Annotated in this window: 12 protein-coding genes; all 12 read right to left on the bottom strand. The window is 58.7% G+C overall.

Features of this window, described 5'->3' with window-relative positions; genetic code table 11:
• Positions 1-11: 11 nt before the first annotated feature.
• Complete coding sequence (locus MME58_RS01695; protein WP_055004893.1) at positions 12-3,236, bottom strand: dermonecrotic toxin domain-containing protein; 3,225 nt, start codon at positions 3,234-3,236, stop codon at positions 12-14.
• Positions 3,237-3,564: 328 nt separating this feature from the next.
• Positions 3,565-5,112, bottom strand: coding sequence for an amidase family protein (locus MME58_RS01690; protein ID WP_054987989.1), 1,548 nt, complete (start codon positions 5,110-5,112; stop codon positions 3,565-3,567).
• 166 nt (positions 5,113-5,278) lie between these two features.
• Positions 5,279-6,697 carry an FAD-dependent oxidoreductase gene (locus MME58_RS01685; protein WP_054987988.1) on the bottom strand — a complete coding sequence of 473 codons (1,419 nt, stop codon included), beginning with the start codon at positions 6,695-6,697 and terminating at the stop codon, positions 5,279-5,281.
• A 122-nt stretch (positions 6,698-6,819) separates the two neighbouring features.
• The gene (gene gltB / locus MME58_RS01680; RefSeq protein ID WP_054987987.1) at positions 6,820-11,265 is read right to left on the bottom strand and encodes a glutamate synthase large subunit; all 4,446 of its coding nucleotides are present in this window, start codon (positions 11,263-11,265) and stop codon (positions 6,820-6,822) included.
• Positions 11,266-11,623: 358 nt separating this feature from the next.
• Positions 11,624-13,249, bottom strand: coding sequence for an SPOR domain-containing protein (locus MME58_RS01675; RefSeq protein ID WP_054987986.1), 1,626 nt, complete (start codon positions 13,247-13,249; stop codon positions 11,624-11,626).
• Between the two features lie 10 nt (positions 13,250-13,259).
• Positions 13,260-14,363: a 3-dehydroquinate synthase gene (gene aroB / locus MME58_RS01670; protein WP_054987985.1), complete on the bottom strand. Its 1,104-nt coding sequence runs from the start codon at positions 14,361-14,363 to the stop codon at positions 13,260-13,262.
• A gap of 115 nt (positions 14,364-14,478) precedes the next feature.
• On the bottom strand, positions 14,479-14,997 hold the full coding sequence (gene aroK, locus MME58_RS01665; protein WP_054987984.1) for a shikimate kinase AroK: 519 nt from the start codon (positions 14,995-14,997) through the stop codon (positions 14,479-14,481).
• Positions 14,998-15,001: 4 nt separating this feature from the next.
• The gene (locus tag MME58_RS01660; protein ID WP_054987983.1) at positions 15,002-17,107 is read right to left on the bottom strand and encodes a type IV pilus secretin PilQ; all 2,106 of its coding nucleotides are present in this window, start codon (positions 17,105-17,107) and stop codon (positions 15,002-15,004) included.
• 47 nt (positions 17,108-17,154) lie between these two features.
• On the bottom strand, positions 17,155-17,682 hold the full coding sequence (pilP, locus tag MME58_RS01655) for a type 4a pilus biogenesis lipoprotein PilP (protein ID WP_054987982.1): 528 nt from the start codon (positions 17,680-17,682) through the stop codon (positions 17,155-17,157).
• A complete protein-coding gene (pilO, locus tag MME58_RS01650; protein WP_055004894.1) occupies positions 17,679-18,302 on the bottom strand; it encodes a type 4a pilus biogenesis protein PilO in 624 nt (207 codons plus the stop codon). The genes pilP and pilO overlap by 4 nt, the downstream gene beginning before the upstream one ends.
• Positions 18,299-18,880, bottom strand: a complete 582-nt coding sequence (locus MME58_RS01645) for a PilN domain-containing protein (protein ID WP_054987980.1) — start codon at positions 18,878-18,880, stop codon at positions 18,299-18,301. The genes pilO and MME58_RS01645 overlap by 4 nt, the downstream gene beginning before the upstream one ends.
• Positions 18,880-19,944: a pilus assembly protein PilM gene (locus tag MME58_RS01640; RefSeq protein ID WP_002551652.1), complete on the bottom strand. Its 1,065-nt coding sequence runs from the start codon at positions 19,942-19,944 to the stop codon at positions 18,880-18,882. Before MME58_RS01640 ends, MME58_RS01645 begins: the two co-directional genes overlap by 1 nt.
• Positions 19,945-20,048: the final 104 nt, after the last annotated feature.

Below are 20,048 nucleotides of genomic sequence, written 5' to 3'. Positions count from 1 at the left end.
GTCGGACGGCCCTATTTATGGGGGTCCTTGACATCCACAGCCTTGATCACGCCTTTTTCGCTCGGCTTGAGTATCAAACGCCAGGCGCCTCTTCCCGTGCTTTTGCCAACACCTGGAAGATCCAGTGAAAACCCCGTTTTACCATAGCTATGCAGGCTGCCATTGCCGTCCAGCACGAACCGTTCAGCCGCCTTGTTGACGGCGACGACCAGATCATCCTCAATGTTTTTCTGGGCGTTCTTGAAGGCGCGGCTTTCAAAGAACCCTTCCAGATCAACTTTGTACCGTTTTACCCGATCCTTGTTGTCCGGCGACCCGCTGTCACTGCCAGAACCAGTGGATGGCCTGGCTTTTGAATGCTTCTTGCCGCCGCGCAGCCCTACCGAGGCATGCACCCAGACACCCTGGTTATCAAGCTGGATAGGCAATTGATAATACGCATCTGGCCGTCGGGGATCGATTACCCTCCACACGGCGGAATCGTCATCGTACCTGACGGCATAGGTTTTACCTTGCTGCACCGCATAAAAGCGGCTTGGCGCAGCGTCCTGAGCCTTTTCGTAAATACCTCTGTACACACCGTCGTCGCGCAATTTCACGCCACCGGGGTTTTTTGCCAACGCTGTTTTCGGGTCAAGGACAGAACGGCCGATAGAGGTTGCCGACGAGGTTCTGACCCTTCGCCCCCTGGGCAGCGTTAAACCATCGGCCAGCAGCAGCGCTGCCTGGACAAAATACAACGGGGCACTGCCTTCTTGACTGGCAGCCTTCGCAACGCCCTGCCAGATGGCGTAGAAACTGCGCAATGCGGCAATGGGCAGCCGCACTTTGAAAGGCGCGAAAGCAAGCACGATGTCGCCGACGATTTTGGTGATTTCCCAGGCACTTTCCCAATAGGTCTCCCAGTTGGTATTGGTCTGCTCATCGACAGCAGAAATCACCCGTGCGACTTCAGACTCATAAACCGCCTCAAGAAAACTCCCGGTGCAGGGGCGCAGCTCCATGGACAGCGTGTCACGACCCGCCGTCAGCAGATACCTGATATTGACCTGGGATGCCAAAGGTGCCCTGCTCACCAGATAGTCCAGCAGCTCGGGTTCAAGCAATACCTGTTGCTGAAATGCTTGCGGATCGCTCATTTCCCGAAAGCATCGACCGTCAGGAGTCTGCGGCGTAAAAATCACCAGATTGGCAACACTGGAACGGGACTCCGCACCAATCACAAGTATTCCACTCAGCGGTACATCATTGATGACCAACTGACTGACCTGGATGCTGTGACCTTCCACAAGCGCACGATCATCACCATCGACCGGATGATCCAGCACAGCGGCAAGCCATTTGTAACCTCTGTTCGCCAGCTCGGGAGGTAGCCCGCCATCGTCCAGAAAATCTCCTGCCATTCTTGCTTCAATTGCGTCCAGACGCATTTGCGCGCGCATGACGCTCGCGAAACGCTCACGGTGCCACTGGCCGGCCGCCGAGGTCGAGAGAGTGGTCATGAGGAATCTGGCGTAGTCTTCACCGATGTTCAGATCACGAATCAGCCGGAACAGATAACCGGCGCTCAGCGCGCTGATCAGTTGCCCCTGATCGTCGTATGCACGACTGGTCAGCAGAAAGTTGATGTTGGTAACCGCAATGTTTTCCAACGACAGATCAGTCAGGCTGCGGTCCTGGATTTCGTAATGCGGCTCCACCTCTGAAGGGCCGACATACACGTAATCCGTATCTATGATGGTACCCGGATCAATCTCGATGCTTACCGTGCGCACAGTGATATCGTCAGGGTTCAAGACCACTCCGTGGTCAAGCGTGATGCGCTCTTGCAACTTCTCCCGGGCATATTTCCGCAACTGGTCAGGCTGTCCGTAACCGGAAGGATCCAGCAGGTCAGGCGCCTGAGCTTCGAGCAATGCCTGGCTGTAGTCCTGCACCGCCATTTTCCAGCTTTGTTTTTCCAGTTCGGTCGCGCTCGCGAACCACTCAGGTAAAAACCCGGTTTCAATTTCGGTCGGGTTGTGGGGATCAAACCAGCCGCGATTTTCCTGGATCGCCTGCCGGGTCAGAACCTCGCGAAAACCTTTCACATCCTGCTCGAACTGCATGCCCAGCGACGGCCGCTCATCGGCCTTCACTTGCGAACTGATCGCCAGATAAAAGCTGTCGGTGCCTGGCTTGAATGACGTTATCTCGCCGTTACCGTTATCCCGTGCACTGTAATTGCCGTAGCCGTCATGCAGCAAAACGATGCGGGTATCGTCCGGGTCGGCAGGGACGTACTGACTGACGCCGTGATCGATGATCAGCAGATCGCGTTTCAATGTTTCAGCCAGTAACTCCCTGGCAAGGTTGCGCGCCAGCTCGTCTGTGTACTGATTGAAACTCCGCGTTCGCGACAGGCCATCAATCGCCAGACTGCTGCTCCACTCATCCAGCGAAATGTTCATCGCTTCGCCCAACGCGTCTGGCAGAACGAGATTTTCAAGGAAATCAGCTTCTTCCTGTTCCGTCAGCGGCACTTGCTCCAGCAGCTCTTCAAAGCGTCCGACCGGAACCTCGGGGCATAAGGCACACAGCGCGCTCAAGGCAGGAGACAGCGGAGTCTGCCGACGAACCCACAATGGCAGGAAGGGATTGTGTGTGCGGGTATCCAGCCGGCTTTTTGAAGTGCCTTCGTCTGTCACCACAAGCGCATCGAATAACAGGGGTCTCTGGTCTTTTGCCAATCCTGCTATTTGCTCGCGCAGAGTAACGATTCGCCCGGCAACGCTGTGACTGCCAGGAAAGTTGCCGCCCATCCCGACACCGGAACCTGCCGGCAACTGACTGAACACCCAGTGCAGCAACGGCTCGTCATCGGTGACCTGGACATCGTCCGGAACCACATACGTGTCGCCGCTCTGCATGAGGACAATGCTGTCCTGAACGAGGCTTTCATCGCGGCCTTTCAGAAAAACCGCGAGGGGTTCATCGTTTTCGTTCTGGATCCTGATCGACAGGTCTGCCGGCCATTCCGGCAACTGAACCAGCAAGGCAAACAACGCCTCTTCACCGTCGTCAGGGAAAAAATTCTTTTCGGTAAAGCGCTCGACGAACTGATCGATGATCCGGTCAGCACGCTCTCGGCTCCGGTGTTCGCGTACCGCAACGGTGCTAGGCACAAACCTGTCCGGCTCGAGAAGTTTCTGCTCAGTGGATCGAGCAAGTTTGCCCATGGGTGCTGCTTTCAACATGGCTATTTCCTTATAGCGACATGGAGGGCGGGAGTGTCGATGCGGCGATGACCCTCCCGATGAAAGCGCAAGAGCGTAATCCTTTCCAGAAGCAGGCACAGTGGGTGGCAAAGAGAGGTAACAAACGCCTGTCGCATACGCCGGAACAGGGCACGATCGAGATTCAGAGAAAGGGATTGAAACCCTGATACACCGCCCTTGGCAGGGCGGCGTGGAGCGATAAAACGCGTGTTGTAACAACATAAACAGGTTGTATCAAAACATCACAATCCGTTTTTCAAACCCGGAAACCCTGTCATCCAGCCTTTGCCTGCGCTGGAATCGGACATCAACCCTCTTGGCTGATGCCTGAACGGCTCAAGGTTGCAGAGGCCGCAAGCGCCTGTTCAAGTGCGTAGGCATAGCTCAGCAATTTAGCCTCATCCCAGGCAGTAGAAAGAAAATACAACCCTTTTGGCAGGCCTTTATCGTCGAGCCCGACAGGCACCGTGATTCCCGGATAACCCGCGATGGCACCTGTGGATTTGAAAGAATATTCTGACCAGTCAATGAGCGCGTCAAGTGAGTGTTGCTGCAAGAGGCCATCGATCAATTGTCGATGCGCATTGCGCACATTCGTTGCAATGGACAAGTAATCTTCCTGATCGACAGACGCGTTAGAGGACTCAATCAGTAAATCCTGATCATAGGCGTGCACCCCAGGAGACGCCGTGTTGAATGCAATTATCTCATCAAGCGTGCTGACCCCCAGCCCGGGGCGGGTTTCAAGGTAAGCGTTAAGCTCACGCTTGAAGTCATGTAACAACACTAGAAACTCCGGGGTGCTGTCGATAGAGGGGGCGTCGATTGGAACCAGTGTCGCCCCGGCAGACTGCAAACTGTTCTTTACCTTTTGGAATTCAGGGTCATCGTTCATTGCCACGCCCTCAGGCGTCTGGCTTGGATAGCCCAGGCGCTTGCCTCTCAAAGCTTCCGTTCTGAGGTGATCGACATAGTTCACAGCGTGGGTGGCGACCCGATCGGTAGCTTGATCCAGAGGGTCAGTGCCGCTCATCACCGTTAGCATGATGGCAGTATCAGTGACCGTTCGCGCCATTGGGCCGGGCGTGTCCTGACGACTGGAGATTGGAATCATACCGGCTCGGCTGAGCAGCCCAAGCGTAGGCCTTAGCCCTATGACGCCACTCGTGGCCGCCGGCTGAATGATCGAGCCGTTGGTCTCGGTGCCCACCGCCAGAGGCGAAAATCCGGCCGCAAGCCCCACTGCCGAACCTGAGCTGGAGCCAAGCGGATCAGCACTCAGGTCATAGGGGTGACGCGTCTGCCCGCCTCGGCCGCTCCAGCCGCTCGGCACCTCGAATCCCCGAAAATGAGCCCATTCGCTGAGATTGGCCTTGCCGATAATGATCGCGCCGGCATCGCGAAGCCGCTGCACCACAAAAGCATCATGTTGCGCAGGACGCCCGACCATCGCGAGCGCGCCCGCCGTCGTCTGCATCTTGTCCGCCGTATCGAGATTGTCTTTCACCAATACGGGAATGCCATGCAGTGGCCCACGTTTCTCGCCGCGGGAACGCTCCTCGTCCATTCGAGCGGCTATCTGTAGAGCGTCGGGGTTGATTTCAATGACAGCGTTAAGCGCCGGTCCACTTTTGTTCAGCGCTTCAATCCGCTGGAGCAGTCCTGTCACCAGTTCGGCTGAGGTCAGGCTGCCCGCGCTCATGCGGCGCTGAAGCTCGACACTGGATTCGAAATAAACGGCTTTGTTTTCGATGACCGAACCGAAAACGGGGCCATCAAAGTTTGCGTTCGCCTGACTGGCAAATGCAAATGGCGCAATCGATAGCGCGAGGCAGAAACCAAACTGAATGTTCATAACGTCCTTCCCTGATTGATAAAACGCTCGTCTTGAGCGAGTCACATCGAGCTTAGGAAGGACGTGGCAGGAGGAATGTCAGAAAAAGCAGGCAAGTTACCTGCGAGTCGTCGACGCTTGTTGTCAGAGTACGCCTCAGTAACGGCGTACTCTGACAACGCGAAACTCAGACGCCCAGATAATCCAGAATCCCCTCGGCCGCATTGCGGCCTTCGAAGATAGCAGTCACCACCAGATCGGAACCGCGAACCATATCGCCACCGGCGAAGATTTTCGGGTTGCTGGTCTGATGCTTGTACTGCGCCTGTTCCGGTGCCACGACACGGCCCTGGCTGTCGGTGCTGATCGTGAACTGCTCGAACCACGCTGCCGGGCTGGGGCGGAAGCCGAAGGCGATGACCACGGCATCTGCCGGGATGATCTCTTCGGAACCCGGAATCGGCTCGGGACTGCGACGACCTCGGGCATCAGGCTCACCGAGACGCGTCTCGACGACCTTGACCCCTTCGACCTTGCCATCGCCCACGATGGCGATAGGCTGACGGTTGTAAAGGAACTTAACGCCTTCTTCCTTGGCGTTTTTCACTTCCTTGCGCGAACCCGGCATGTTTTCTTCGTCACGGCGATAGGCGCACGTCACTGACTTGGCACCCTGCCGGATCGACGTGCGGTTGCAGTCCATCGCCGTGTCGCCACCGCCCAGAACCACGACCCGCTTGCCTTTCATGTCGACAAAGTCTTCCGGCGCCTTTTCAAAGCCCAGGTTGCGGTTGACGTTGGCAATCAGGAAGTCGAGCGCATCGTGCACACCAGGCAGGTCTTCACCGGCAAAACCGCCTTTCATGTAGGTGTAGGTGCCCATGCCCATGAAAACGGCATCGTACTCTTCGAGCAGTTGATCGATGGTGACGTCCTTGCCGACTTCGGTATTGAGCCGGAACTCGATGCCCATGCCGGTAAACACTTCACGCCGATGGCTCAGCACGGATTTTTCCAGTTTGAATTCCGGGATACCGAACGTCAGCAGACCGCCGATTTCCGGGTTCTTGTCGAACACCACCGGTGTCACGCCGCCACGCACCAGCACGTCGGCGCAGCCCAGGCCCGCAGGCCCTGCACCGATGATTGCAACGCGTTTGCCGGTCGGCACGACTCTGGACATGTCCGGACGCCAGCCCATCGCAAACGCAGTATCGGTGATGTACTTCTCGACCGAGCCGATGGTGACGGCACCAAAACCGTCGTTCAGTGTGCAGGCACCTTCACACAGACGATCCTGCGGGCACACGCGGCCGCAGACTTCCGGCAGGGTATTGGTCTGGTGAGACAATTCCGCCGCCGCGAGGATATTGCCCTCGGCGACCAGCTTGAGCCAGTTGGGAATGAAGTTGTGCACCGGGCACTTCCACTCGCAATACGGGTTGCCGCAACCCAGGCAGCGGTGCGCCTGATCGGCGGACTGCTGGGGCTTGAAAGGTTCGTAGATCTCCACGAATTCTTTCTTGCGTTGACGCAGCAGTTTCTTCTTCGGGTCTTTACGTCCGACGTCGATGAACTGGAAGTCGTTACTGAGACGTTCAGCCATTCTCTGGAGCCTCTTTACGGCAGCTTCAAGCGACTGGCTTGAAGCTGCAAGAAATCATGATCGCAGGCAATTCGCGCACTGCCGTTGGCTTGCGGCTTGAAGCTGACCGCGAGCAGCTGCTTTTATTGCGGATTCGCCCGGGTACTGGAGAGCAGCGATTTCAGGTTGGCCGCCTTGGGCTTGACCAACCAGAAACGACGCAGGTAATCGTCCAGGTTTTCCGCAAGATTGCGGCCCCATTCGCTGTCGGTTTCCGCGACATATTCATTCAGGACGCTTTGCAGGTGAGTGCGGTAGGCCTCCATCGATTCGCCGCTGATGCGCTGGATCTCGACCAGCTCATGGTTGACGAGGTCAACGAAGGTGTTGTCCTGATCGAGCACGTAGGCGAAACCGCCGGTCATGCCGGAACCGAAGTTGTAGCCGGTCTTGCCCAGTACGCAGACGAAACCGCCGGTCATGTATTCACAGCAGTGGTCGCCAGTGCCTTCCACGACGGTGTGGGCACCGGAGTTACGCACCGCGAAACGCTCACCTGCTGTGCCCGCCGCAAACAGCTTGCCGCCGGTTGCGCCGTACAGGCAGGTGTTACCGATAATGGCGCTTTCGTTGGTCTTGAACGGACTGCCCTTGGGCGGCACGATCACCAGCTTGCCAGCGGTCATGCCCTTGCCGACGTAGTCGTTGGCATCGCCTTCCAGGTACATGTTCAGGCCACCGGCGTTCCAGACGCCGAAGCTCTGCCCGGCAGTGCCTTTGAAGCGGAAAGTGATCGGTGCCTTGTTCATGCCCTGATTGCCGTGCAAGCGGGCGATTTCACCGGAAATCCGTGCACCGATGGAACGGTCGCAGTTACAGATGTCCAGCTCATACTCACCGCCGCTGAGGGATTCGATGGCCGGCTTGGCCATCTCCACCATCTGCTCGGCCAGCAGCCCCTTGTCGAACGGCGGATTGCGATCCACCAGGCTGAACTGAGGCTTGTCGGCCGGAATATGGTCGCTGCCCAGCAGTGGTGTCAGGTCCAGATGCTGCTGCTTCTCGGTTTCGCCGGGCAGGATGTCCAGCAGGTCGGTACGGCCGATCAGTTCTTCCAGCGAGCGAACACCCAGTCTGGCCAGCCACTCGCGGGTTTCCTCAGCCACGTAGGTGAAGAAGTTGATCACCATGTCGACGGTGCCGATGTAGTGGTCCTTGCGCAGCTTCTCGTTCTGGGTCGCGACGCCTGTGGCGCAGTTGTTCAGGTGGCAGATACGCAGGTATTTACAGCCCAGCGCGATCATCGGCGCGGTGCCGAAGCCGAAGCTTTCAGCACCCAGAATGGCTGCCTTGATCACGTCCAGACCGGTTTTCAGGCCACCGTCGGTCTGCACCCGGACCTTACCGCGCAGGTCATTGCCGCGCAGGGTCTGGTGAGTTTCGGCCAGCCCCAGTTCCCACGGTGCGCCGGCGTACTTGATCGAGGTCAGCGGCGATGCGCCGGTGCCGCCGTCGTAACCGGAAATGGTGATCAGGTCGGCATAGGCCTTGGCCACGCCAGCGGCAATGGTGCCGACGCCGGCTTCTGCCACCAGCTTGACCGAAACCAGCGCCGCCGGATTGACCTGTTTCAGGTCAAAAATCAGCTGCGACAAGTCTTCGATGGAATAGATGTCATGGTGCGGCGGCGGCGAAATCAGCGTCACGCCCGGTACCGCATAGCGCAGCTTGGCAATCAGGCCATTGACCTTGCCGCCCGGCAGTTGCCCGCCCTCGCCCGGCTTGGCACCCTGCGCAACCTTGATCTGCAGCACATCGGCGTTAACCAGGTACTCGGGCGTCACACCAAAGCGACCGGTAGCGATCTGCTTGATCTTGGAGCTGCGGATGGTGCCGTAGCGCGCAGGGTCTTCGCCGCCCTCACCGGAGTTGGAGCGCGCACCCAGACGGTTCATCGCCTCGGCCAGCGCTTCATGAGCCTCCGGCGACAAGGCGCCCAGAGAAATGCCGGCCGAGTCGAAGCGCTTGAGGATTTCGCTCAGCGGCTCGATCTCGTCGATATTCAACGGCTGATCAAGTGTCTTGACCTGCAGCAGGTCGCGAATCATCGACACCGGACGCTGATCCACCAGCGAGGTGTATTCCTTGAACTTGCTGTAGTCGCCCTGCTGCACGGCAGCCTGCAGGGTGCTGACCACGTCCGGGTTGTAAGCGTGGTATTCGCCACCAAACACAAACTTGAGCAGGCCGCCTTGCTGGATTGGCTTGCGCGTGCTCCAGGCTTCGGCAGCCAGGGCCTTCTGCTCGGCTTCGATATCGACGAAGCGCGCGCCTTTCAGACGACTCGGTACACCGCGGAAACTGGTATCGCAGACTTCTTCGGACAAGCCGATGGCTTCGAACAACTGCGCACCGCGGTAAGACGCAACGGTCGAGATACCCATCTTCGACAAGATCTTGAGCAAGCCTTTGGTGATGCCTTTGCGGTAGTTCTTGAAGACTTCGTAAAGATCACCCAGCACTTCGCCGGTACGGATCAGGTCGCCCAGCACTTCGTAGGCCAGGAACGGATAAACCGCCGACGCGCCGAAGCCGATCAATACAGCGAAATGGTGCGGGTCACGCGCCGTCGCCGTTTCGACCAGGATGTTACTGTCGCAACGCAGCCCCTGCTCGGTCAGACGGTGGTGAACCGCGCCGACTGCCAGCGAAGCGTGAACCGGCAGTTTGCCCGGTGCAATGTGTCGGTCGCTCAGTACGATCAGGGTACGACCGGCGCGCACTGCCTCTTCGGCCTGATCGGCGACGCTGCGCACCGCAGCTTCAAGACCGAGGCTTTCGTCGTAGTTCAGGTCAATGATATGGCGTTCGAACCCCGGACGTTCCAGGTTCATCAGCGAACGCCATTTGGCCGGCGAAATGACCGGCGAACTGAGAATCACGCGTGACGCGTGCTCTGGCGACTCCTGGAAGATATTGCGCTCGGCACCGAGGCAGATTTCCAGCGACATGACAATGGCTTCGCGCAGCGGGTCGATCGGCGGGTTGGTCACCTGCGCGAACTGCTGGCGGAAATAATCATAAGGCGAGCGCACCCGGCGCGACAGCACGGCCATTGGCGTGTCGTCGCCCATCGAGCCCACGGCTTCCTGGCCCTGCTCGCCCAGCGGACGCAGCACCTGATCGCGCTCTTCGAACGTGACCTGATACATCTTCATGTACTGCTTGAGCTGCTCGCTGTCGTAAAAAGCCGAACCATGATCGTTGTCTTCCATGGTGGCCTGAATGCGCAGGGCGTTCTTGCGCAGCCATTGCTTGTAAGGATGGCGCGACTTGAGGCGGTTATCGATGGCATCGGTGTCGAGGATCTGGCCGGTTTCAGTGTCCACGGCAAAGATCTGCCCAGGGCCGACACGGCCCTTGGCAATGACGTCTTCAGGCTTGTAGTCCCACACGCCGATCTCCGACGCCAGGGTGATGTAACCGTTTTTAGTGGTGACCCAGCGCGCCGGGCGCAAGCCGTTGCGGTCGAGCAGGCAGACGGCATGGCGACCTTCGGTCATCACGATACCGGCCGGACCATCCCATGGCTCCATGTGCATGGAGTTGTATTCGTAGAACGCCCGCAGATCAGGGTCCATGGTCTCGACGTTCTGCCACGCAGGCGGAATGATCATGCGCACGCCACGGAACAGGTCGATGCCACCGGTCACCATCAACTCGAGCATGTTGTCCATGCTCGACGAGTCGGAGCCCACGCGGTTGACCAGCGGGCCCAGCTCGTCCAGATCCATCAGGTCGTTGGTGAACTTGGTGCGGCGCGCCTGAGCCCAGTTGCGGTTGCCGGTGATGGTGTTGATCTCGCCGTTGTGGGCAAGAAAACGGAACGGCTGCGCCAGCGGCCATTTCGGCAGGGTATTGGTCGAAAAGCGCTGGTGGAACACGCAGATGGCGGTCTGCAGACGCTCGTCGCTAAGGTCCGGGAAGAAGGCCGTGAGATCGGCCGGCATCATCAGGCCTTTATAAATGATGGTCTTGTGCGAAAAGCTGCAGATGTAATGATCGGTATCCGCTGCATTGGATACCGACGAACGGCGGCGCGCACTGAACAGCTTGATGGCAAATTCCTGATCGCTCAGGCCTTCACCGCCAATGTATACCTGCTCGATTTTCGGCAGGCGCTCCAATGCCAGGCGACCCAGAACACTGGTATCGATCGGCACCTGACGCCAGCCGACCAGATCCAGACCCTCGGCCAGGATTTCGCGATTCATGTTTTCGCGTGCAGCGTCGGCCTTGGCGTCGTCCTGATTGAGGAACACCATACCCACAGCGTACTGGCGGGGCAGATCGACGCCGAAGTGATTCTTGGCGATTGCGCGCAGGAAGCCGTCAGGCTTCTGAATCAACAGACCGCAACCGTCACCGGTCTTGCCGTCGGCGTTGATACCGCCACGGTGGGTCATGCAGGTCAGGGCCTGAACGGCCGTCTGCAACAGGTGATGACTGGGCTCGCCCTGCATATGAGCGATGAGGCCAAAGCCGCAGTTATCCTTGAATTCATCTGGTTGGTACAGACCTGCTTTCATAGACACTTTCTCACCAGGCTGCCTCTATGCGAGGCAAATTTCCTTTTAATTCAACCAATTACCCGTCACGCCGAACGTACGCCAGCTTCGGACAGGCAAAACGGAGGTCATTGTACACAGCGACACAAGGGCTCACAAATTTAACGACGACTGGCTGATAATCAATGTCGCAATTATGAAAGTTTTAAAGCGGGTCGCTGTGCTAGTCAAAGCATTTCTTCAAGTATCTGACTGACGCGACGGGAGACTGTAAGGCGTTTGTAACGCAGACGCCGCAAGGTGCGCGCCAATCAGGCGGCGCACCGGGCGGGTTAAGTCAGGTGTGTCGGCGGACGGCCCGGATAGGGCCGTTGCGACTTCAACGAGTGGCGCCGAGCTCTTGTTGGACGCTGGCGACAGTACGAGGCCAAGGTTTACCAGCCTGGACCTTGGCTGGCAATACCTTGATGGCTGCCAGGGCGGCAGCACGGTCAGGAAAGTTGCCGTACGTGATGACGTACAACGGCTTGCCCTGCAGGGTTTTCTTGAAATAACGGTACTCACCACCCTGCTCTGCGATGTAGGCCTGAGCGGTGGCTTCGGAGCTGGTGCCCAGAATCTGGACCACATAATGGCCCGGTGCCTGACTGCTGTACCAGTTGCTACCGGCTGCCGGTTTGGCGGCCGCAGCAGCGGGTTTTTCTGCAGGTTTGGCAGCCGGAGCCGGAGCAGGCTTGGCGGTGGCGACCTGTGCAGGTGCGGGTGCCGGTTTTGCGGCTGGCGCGGGTGCAGGTGTTGGCGCAGGAATAGACGAGCGCGGTGTCTGAGCAGCGGCCTGACCTGCGGGAACACCCGCCGGCGGCGCAGTGGTCGTCACGGTCGGCGGCTGGGCAGGCGAACCTGTCGGCACCGCGTCTTCGTCGCTATCACTCGACGCGGCGGCTTCGGCCAGCGGACCGCGCATCACCGGCTGCGAGTTGCCATTCATCGGCAACGGCATGGGCTGGGAGTTGCCCGCAAACTCGATGGCCGGGCTACCGTTGTTCGATTGCTGAGCAGTTGGCTTGCCCTCGCCCAGTGGCAATTGCGCCTGAGCAGAAGCAGGAGCATTGGCAGGCGTGCCCGTCTTGTCACCGCGACCCGGGATCAGCACTGCTGCTGCCACGGCCACTATGACGACGGCACCCAAGGCCAATACGTGTTTTTTCGGCATGTTGAACCCCACACTTGGACGCTTGACCGCGGAACGACTCGCGATCATCGCCTCGATCATTGAATCGCGGGCTACCTGGTTGATTGCCCCAGGCCAGCCATCGGACTGTTCATGAATATCGGTAATCTGGTCGGCAGTAAACAACGCGATTCCTTGCCCTGCACCCTCCAGACGCTGAGCCAGATACTCCCGGGTTTCCTCTTCCGTGTAGGGTTGCAGCTCGATGACGTGAAAGCGTTCGCCTTCGACATCGCCCTGCAGGTCGGCACACATCTGATCGAGACGATCGAGCAGCGAGGGCTCTCCGAACAGGAACACATGCGGACGCCCTTCAGGCGTTCCCGCAGCAAGACCCAGCAACGCTTCGAGCGCCGAATCGCCAAGTTGTTCCGCATCGTCAACCAGCAGGTAGACTTCCTGGCCCGTCAGCCCCAACTGCACGACCTGCGAAAGGATCGATTGCATTTCAGCCTGAGCGACGCTCAGCGCCTCAGCGACCTGTTGCAGCACACCTGCAGCGTCGCCTGCACCGCGCGCAGAAATCACGACACTTTGCACCGACTGTTTGTTGGTGCTGGCCACCAGCGCCTGGCGCAGCAGGGTCTTGCCGCTGCCCTGTGGCCCGGTAACTGCCAGCAACAGCTGGCTGTAGCGCGCCAGATGATGAAGCTGACCCAGCACAGGCTTGCGCTGGGCAGGGAAGAATTTGAAGCCAGGTACCCGCGCCGCAAAGGGGTCATGACTCAACTGGTAATGGCCGAGGAAGGCCTCGTCGGCATGCAAACTAGTCATGGGTTTTCCGTTAACCTCTAAGCTGATCCACCAGGGCGCGATAGTCCGCAACCAGGGTGGCCTGTAATACTTCTTTTGGATAATCGTCCGTGATAACCGCTTCACCCAGCCGGCGCAACAGCACCAGACGCAGGCGACCGTCGATGACTTTCTTGTCGATCGCCATGTGTTCGAGGAAATTGTCTTCCGTCATGTCCTGCGGTGGCACGACCGGCAGCCCGGCACGCTGAAACAGGCGAATACCGCGATCCCGCTCCTGCGTGCTGATCCAGCCCAGACGCGAGGACATTTCCAGCGCCATGACCGTACCGGCAGCTACCGCCTCGCCATGCAGCCAGACACCATAGCCCATATGCGTCTCGATGGCGTGACCGAATGTGTGACCCAGGTTCAATGTCGCACGAACACCGGACTCACGCTCGTCGGCCCCGACGACCAGCGCCTTGGCCGCACAGGAGCGTTCGATGGCTACGGTCAGCGCAGCCTGATCCAGCCCGCGCAGCGCGTCGACATGTTCTTCGAGCCAGGTCAGGAACGGTTCATCGCAGATCAGGCCGTACTTGATGACCTCTGCCAGCCCGGCGGACAGTTCACGCTCGGGCAGGGTATTGAGCGACGTGGTATCGATCAGCACGACGCTCGGCTGATAGAAAGCACCTACCATGTTCTTGCCCAGCGGATGATTGATGCCGGTCTTGCCGCCGACCGACGAGTCCACCTGGGACAGCAGCGTGGTCGGGATCTGGATAAAATTCACACCGCGTTGATAGCATGCGGCAGCGAACCCGGCCATATCGCCGATCACACCACCTCCCAGCGCAATGACTGTGGTGCGACGATCGTGACGAGCGGTCAGCAGGCCATCGAAGACGGTTTGCAGGGTTTCCCAGTTTTTGAACGCCTCGCCATCGGGCAGAACGATCGGCAGAACGTTGTAGCCGGCCAGGGTCCGGGTCAGACGCTCCAGATACAGCGGTGCCACTGTCGTGTTGGAGACGATGGCCACCTGACGCCCGACGATATGCGGAGTCAGGAGCTCAGGCTGATCCAGCAGGCCTTCGCCAATATGGATCGGGTAGCTACGCTCACCAAGCTCGACCTTAAGTGTCTGCATGTATCCCCACATTGATTACCGATTGGACGGTTTGTGCTTCGGCAGGTCATGACCCAAGGCCATGCGCCGTCACTGTTTTGCTGGTCGACGAGAATAGCGCATTTTCGCCTGCGCTTTAACGGGGGGGAAGCTCTGCCAGTCGCGCCAGTATCTCGAGAACCACCATTCGGGGTGGCCGCTCATCGGTTTCAATCACCACGTCGGCTATTTCCCGGTACAGCGGGTCACGGATCGCCAGCAACTCACTCAAGACACGGGCCGGATCGGCGGTACGCAACAGCGGGCGATTGCGATCACGTGCGGTGCGTCCGACCTGTTGCTCGATCGAAGCGTGCAAATACACGACTCGGCCTCCCGAGCGCAGCGCCTGACGATTTTCGCTGCGCATGACCGCACCGCCACCGGTCGCCAGAACCACGCCATCGGCGTCGCACAGCTCGGCAATCATGGCCTGCTCGCGATCACGAAAACCCGGCTCGCCTTCCTTGTCGAAGATCCAGGGAATATTGGCACCCGTACGCAGCTCGATTTCCTTGTCGGAATCCTTGAACGGCAGTCGCAACTCTTTGGCAAGCAAGCGGCCGATGGTGCTCTTGCCAGCACCCATCGGCCCCACAAGTATTAAATTTCGCACAAAATCAACGACTCACAGAAATCGCCTGGTTGTTCATGATACGCGGAGTCAGAAATACCAACAGCTCGGATTTGGACTCGGATACCACATCACGCCTGAAAAGCCGGCCAAGATACGGTACATCGCCAAGAAATGGCACTTTATCGACAACTTTACTTTGCGTATTCGAGAACACACCACCGATGACGATGGTTTCGCCATCGGAAATCAGCACCTTGGCGTTGACCTCGTTTTTCTTGATGGGCGGCACACCCAGCACCGCATTCAGGTAGTCCGGCTCGTCCTTGGTGACCTTCACTTCCATGATGATGCGATTATCGGGAGTGATCTGCGGTGTGACTTCAAGCGACAGTGAAGCCTCCTTGAAGCTCACCGTCGTTGCGCCACTGGAGCTGGATTCCTGATACGGAATTTCCGTGCCCTTGAGGATCTTGGCGGTCTCCTTGTCGGAGGTAACGACCTTGGGCTGCGAGACGATTTCACCGTTGCCGGTTTTCTCCATAGCGCTCAGTTCCAGGTCCAGCAACGTGTTGTTGGTCACGAAGCCAAGACCAATCCCGGAGGTCGCGCCAGAGGCGCCGAGGTCGACGAACGGCACGTTGGACGTCACGTTGCTGCCGGTGTTGCCAGCCTCATCGCCGTTATTGTCCAGACCGTAGGTTGTCCACTTTCTATTGCCGCTGGTGTTGGTCGAGCCGCCCCAGCGAACACCCAGCTGCTTGTTGTAATCGACATTGGCCTCGACGATACGCGCCTCGATCATCACCTGGCGCACAGGAATGTCCAGTTGCGACACGATACGGCGCAGTTCGTCGAGCCGCTCCTGGGTCTGATAGGCAATGATGTTGTTGGTCCGGTCGTCTACCGTGATCGAGCCGCGTTCGTCGGTCTTGGACTCGGCACTGGTCACCGACTGGAAAAGCTTGGCAATGTCGGCAGCCTTGGCGTAATTGACCTGCAGCAGCTCACGACGCAGGGGTGCCAGCTCGGCGATCTGCTTGAGCGACTCAAGCTCCTGACGCTCACGGGCGGCAATTTCATCGGCAGGCGCGACCAGCAGAACGCTGCCGACCTTGCGCTTGTCCAGCCCTTTGGTTTTCAGCACCAGGTCCAGTGCCTGATCCCACGGCACATTCTGCAGACGCAGGGTGATGCCGCCCTGAACAGTATCGCTGGCAACCAGATTGAGGTTAGTGAAGTCGGCAATCAACTGCAGTACCGAACGCACGTCGATGTCCTGGAAGTTCAGTGACAGCTTTTCACCGGTGTACACCGGCTTGTCGGCGGCGCGGCGGTCCAGGTCTTCGTTGGTCAACGGACGCACACTGATGGTCAGCTTGTTTTCGGTCTGAAACGCCGAGTAATCGAAGGCACCCGAAGGTTCGATCAGAATACTGGCCTTGTCGCCCGAAGCCGAGGCACTGACAAACTGCACCGGCGTGGCGAAGTCCTTGACGTCCAGACGGACGCGCAGCGGCTCGGGCAGTTGGGTTTTGGCGAAGTCCACACGAATCTTGCCGCCCTGCTCCTGAATGTCCGGAGCGATGCTGGGATTGCTCAGGTCTATGACCACATTGCCTTCACCCAGCTCGCCGCGCTGGAAGTCGACATTTCTGATGGCTCTGGCACCTGCGGGAATAAACGGTCTGGCAGATGCCGGCGTCGGTGGCGGCACCGCTACGCGCTGCGCGCCCATCGCGGTGGTTGGCTGGGAAGCCTGCGCAGCGGCGGCACCCTGGCCGATAACCACGTACAGGTTGTTGCCGTCGACACGGGAGCTGTAAGGCGAGAGCGTGGTCAGGTTGATGATGACCCGCGTGCGGTCCTGGGCCTGCACCACGACCACGCTGCGTGCATTGCCGGTGCCCAGGTCACGGCTTTTGGTCGCCAGCTGACTGGTCACACCCGGCAGGTCCAGCGCGATACGCGCCGGTTGCGCCGTGGTATAGCCGCGCGGCGCAGGCACCGGCGCGTCGAATGCCAGCTTGAGCTCGATGCGATCACCCGGCAGGGCGGCGACATCCAGGGTCTTGAGGTTGGCAGCCTGGAGAACCGGCGACAGCATCGCGATGCATAACGACACGCCGATAATCGAGAAAATCCGGGTCATGATCAATTTCCGTTGAGCGCTACTGTGCATACTTGGCCTTGCCCACTTCATGAGCGTTCTTTGAGGGCGATAGTGCGTGGCCTTTCCAGCCATGCCCCCTCTCCATCAGGAACAATTTCAATGACGTCCACCTGCGCATCACCGATTGACACTACCCGGCCGTTGTTACGACCCAGGTAATCCCCGACCTTGACGCGATGAACGCCTCCCGCCCCGCGCAACAGGGCAAATGTCCCTGACTCGTTGCCGATCGTGCCGACCATCTCGAACGACTCGATATTGAACCCTTCAAGAAACTGCCTAACGCGGTGTTCGTCCGGTGCCACCAGCCGCGAGCCCCTCTGGCGGTTGAGAAGATCGATTTTTACCGGCGGCTGAAACGGACTGCGCAGCGTGGACGCGTTATATGTGAAGGCCTCATACGGTCGAAACTTCGGCAGGGCCTCGATAGTACCGCTCGGGCGCGCTCGGGCCTGATCCATGAACGCAGTCAGATCGGCAAAATCATTGTCATTACCGCACCCGGCCAGCCCTGTCAGAACCACACTGACGCACAGCAATCGCGCCGCCCTCATTTCTTCAACCCTTCATCGTTGTAGCGGTAGGTCTTGGCCAGAATGCTCATGCGCAACTTGGTCGGCACCTTCGGATCGACCGGCTTGATCTCGAAATCATGCAGCGTGACGATGCGCGGCAGGCTGGCAACGCCGCTGACGAAGGTCGCCAGGTCGTGGTAGCCACCGACCACAGTGATCTGTATCGGCAGCTCGATGTAGAACTGCTGGACCGCCTCGGGCAACAGCTTGATTTCCTCGAACTCAAGCCCGCTGCCCAGACCAGTGCGGGTGATGTCTTCGAGCAGGCCAGGCACCTCGGTATCGCTGGGCAATTGCCGCAACAGGGCACCGAAGGTGTTTTCCATTTCTTCCATCTGTTTCTTGTAAGGCTCCAGGTTGGCCGCCTGAAAAGCCTTGTTGGAAAACTGCTCCTTGAGCGTCACCTCACTGCTTTGGGCCGTTTCCAGCTGGGTTTCCAGATCCTGAATAAAGAAGAAGTAGCCCAGCGCGAAAATCAGCACCGCGACCAGCACACCGGCAATGGCCTTGACCGCTGCAGGCCAGGAACCGAGGTTGTTCAGGTCAAGCTCGCTCAGGTCAACCTTGCGAAGCCCTTCCAGCCATTCGGACATATTCATGGCTTGGCTCCTGCGGGCGCAGCTGCGGCAACCGGTGGCTGGGTCTGTCGCACCGTAAGTTGAAAGACGTTGGCCTGATCCACGGCACCGGCAGTCGTGGCCTTCACCTCGGTCAGGCTCGGTGCCTCCAGCCAGTCAGACGCTTCGAGGTTGCGCATCAGGTCGGAAACCCGGTTGTTCGATTCGGCAGCACCGTTGATGGCAATCAGCTTGTCGGTCATTTTGACCTGCGAGTAATAGACGCCATCCGGCAAGGTGCGCGCCAGTTGATCGAATACGCGCCCCGTGATCGGGCGGTTGCCTTGCAGGTCCTGGATGATCTTCATCCGCTCGAGCAGCTGTTTGCGACGCGCCTTCAGGTCGCTGATCTCCTTGATGCGGATATCCAGCTGGGCGATCTGCGTTTGCAGAAACGCATTACGCGCCATCTGATGCTCTATCGCGTTGCTGACATAGCGATCGATCAGAAACAGAATCCCGACGGACACCACCAGTACGCCGACCAGCGCGGTCAGGAAACGCTTTTTACGTTCTTCACGAAGTTCTTCGCGCCACGGTAATAAGTTGATCCGCGCCATCAGTCGAAGCTCCTCAACGCCAGACCGCACGCGATCATCAAGGCGGGTGCGTCACTGGCCAGGGCCCCGGCATTGACCTTGGAGCTCAAGGCCATGTCGGCAAACGGGTTGGCAACCATGGTCGGGGTGCCGATACGTCGCTGAATCAAGTGTTCCAGCCCTGAAATCGAAGCCGTGCCGCCTGCCAGCATGATGTGATCCACAGAGTTGTATTGACCGGCCGCAAAGAAGAACTGCAGGGAACGGGAAACCTGCTGCACCAGCGCGTCCTTGAACGGGTCCAGGACCTCGCTCACATAATCGTCGGGCAGCCCGCCCTGCTTCTTGGCGAGCCCGGCTTCTTCCATGGAAAGCCCGTAGCGACGCTGGATTTCGTCCGTCAGTTGGCGACCACCGAACAACTGCTCGCGGGTATAAATGATCCGGCCATGGTGCAGCACGCTCAGGGTGGTCATGGTGGCGCCGATATCGACCACGGCAACGGTAAGCTCGTCGTGACCGTTGCCCAGTTGCGCAGCCAGCAGACCGAACGAACGCTCAAGGGCATAGGCCTCGACATCCACCACCCGCGCGGTCAGCCCGGCCAGCGCCAGTGCCGCCTCACGCACCTCGACGTTCTCCTTGCGGCAGGCAGCCAGCAACACTTCGACGCGTTCGGGATTGCGCACCGAATAGCCCTGCACTTCGAAATCGATGGCGACCTCTTCGAGCGGGTAAGGGATGTACTGGTCAGCTTCAAGCTTGAGCTGGTTTTCCATGTCGTCATCGGAAAGACCGGCGTCCATCTCGATTGTCTTGGTGATCACGGCAGAACCGGCTACGGCGACCGCCACAATCTTGACGCTGGTCTTGGCCTTGGCCAGCACGCGAGAAAGCGCCTGGCCAACCCCTTCGAGTTCGGCAATATTCTTTTCGACGACGGCGTTGGCCGGCAATGGCTCGACTGCGTAAGACTCGACCTTGTAACGGGTGCCGGAACGACTCAATTCCAGGAGTTTTACCGAGGTGGAGCTAATATCGATCCCTAGAAGGGTGTTGGCCTTCTTACTGAAGAGTTCGAACACAACCTGATTCCTATGAGTTTCCGTCACTTACGGAGTTATTTCGGGTCAACGTCACTGTCGACAGCCTTGACAGTAGCGCAAATCACGCTTGGGGACGAAAAATG

Source organism: Pseudomonas syringae pv. tagetis (assembly GCF_022557255.1).
GTDB classification, from domain to species: Bacteria; Pseudomonadota; Gammaproteobacteria; order Pseudomonadales; family Pseudomonadaceae; genus Aquipseudomonas; species Aquipseudomonas caricapapayae.
The sequence above is the reverse complement of the archived record's forward strand: the minus strand, read 5'-3'. Positions and strand labels throughout refer to the sequence as shown.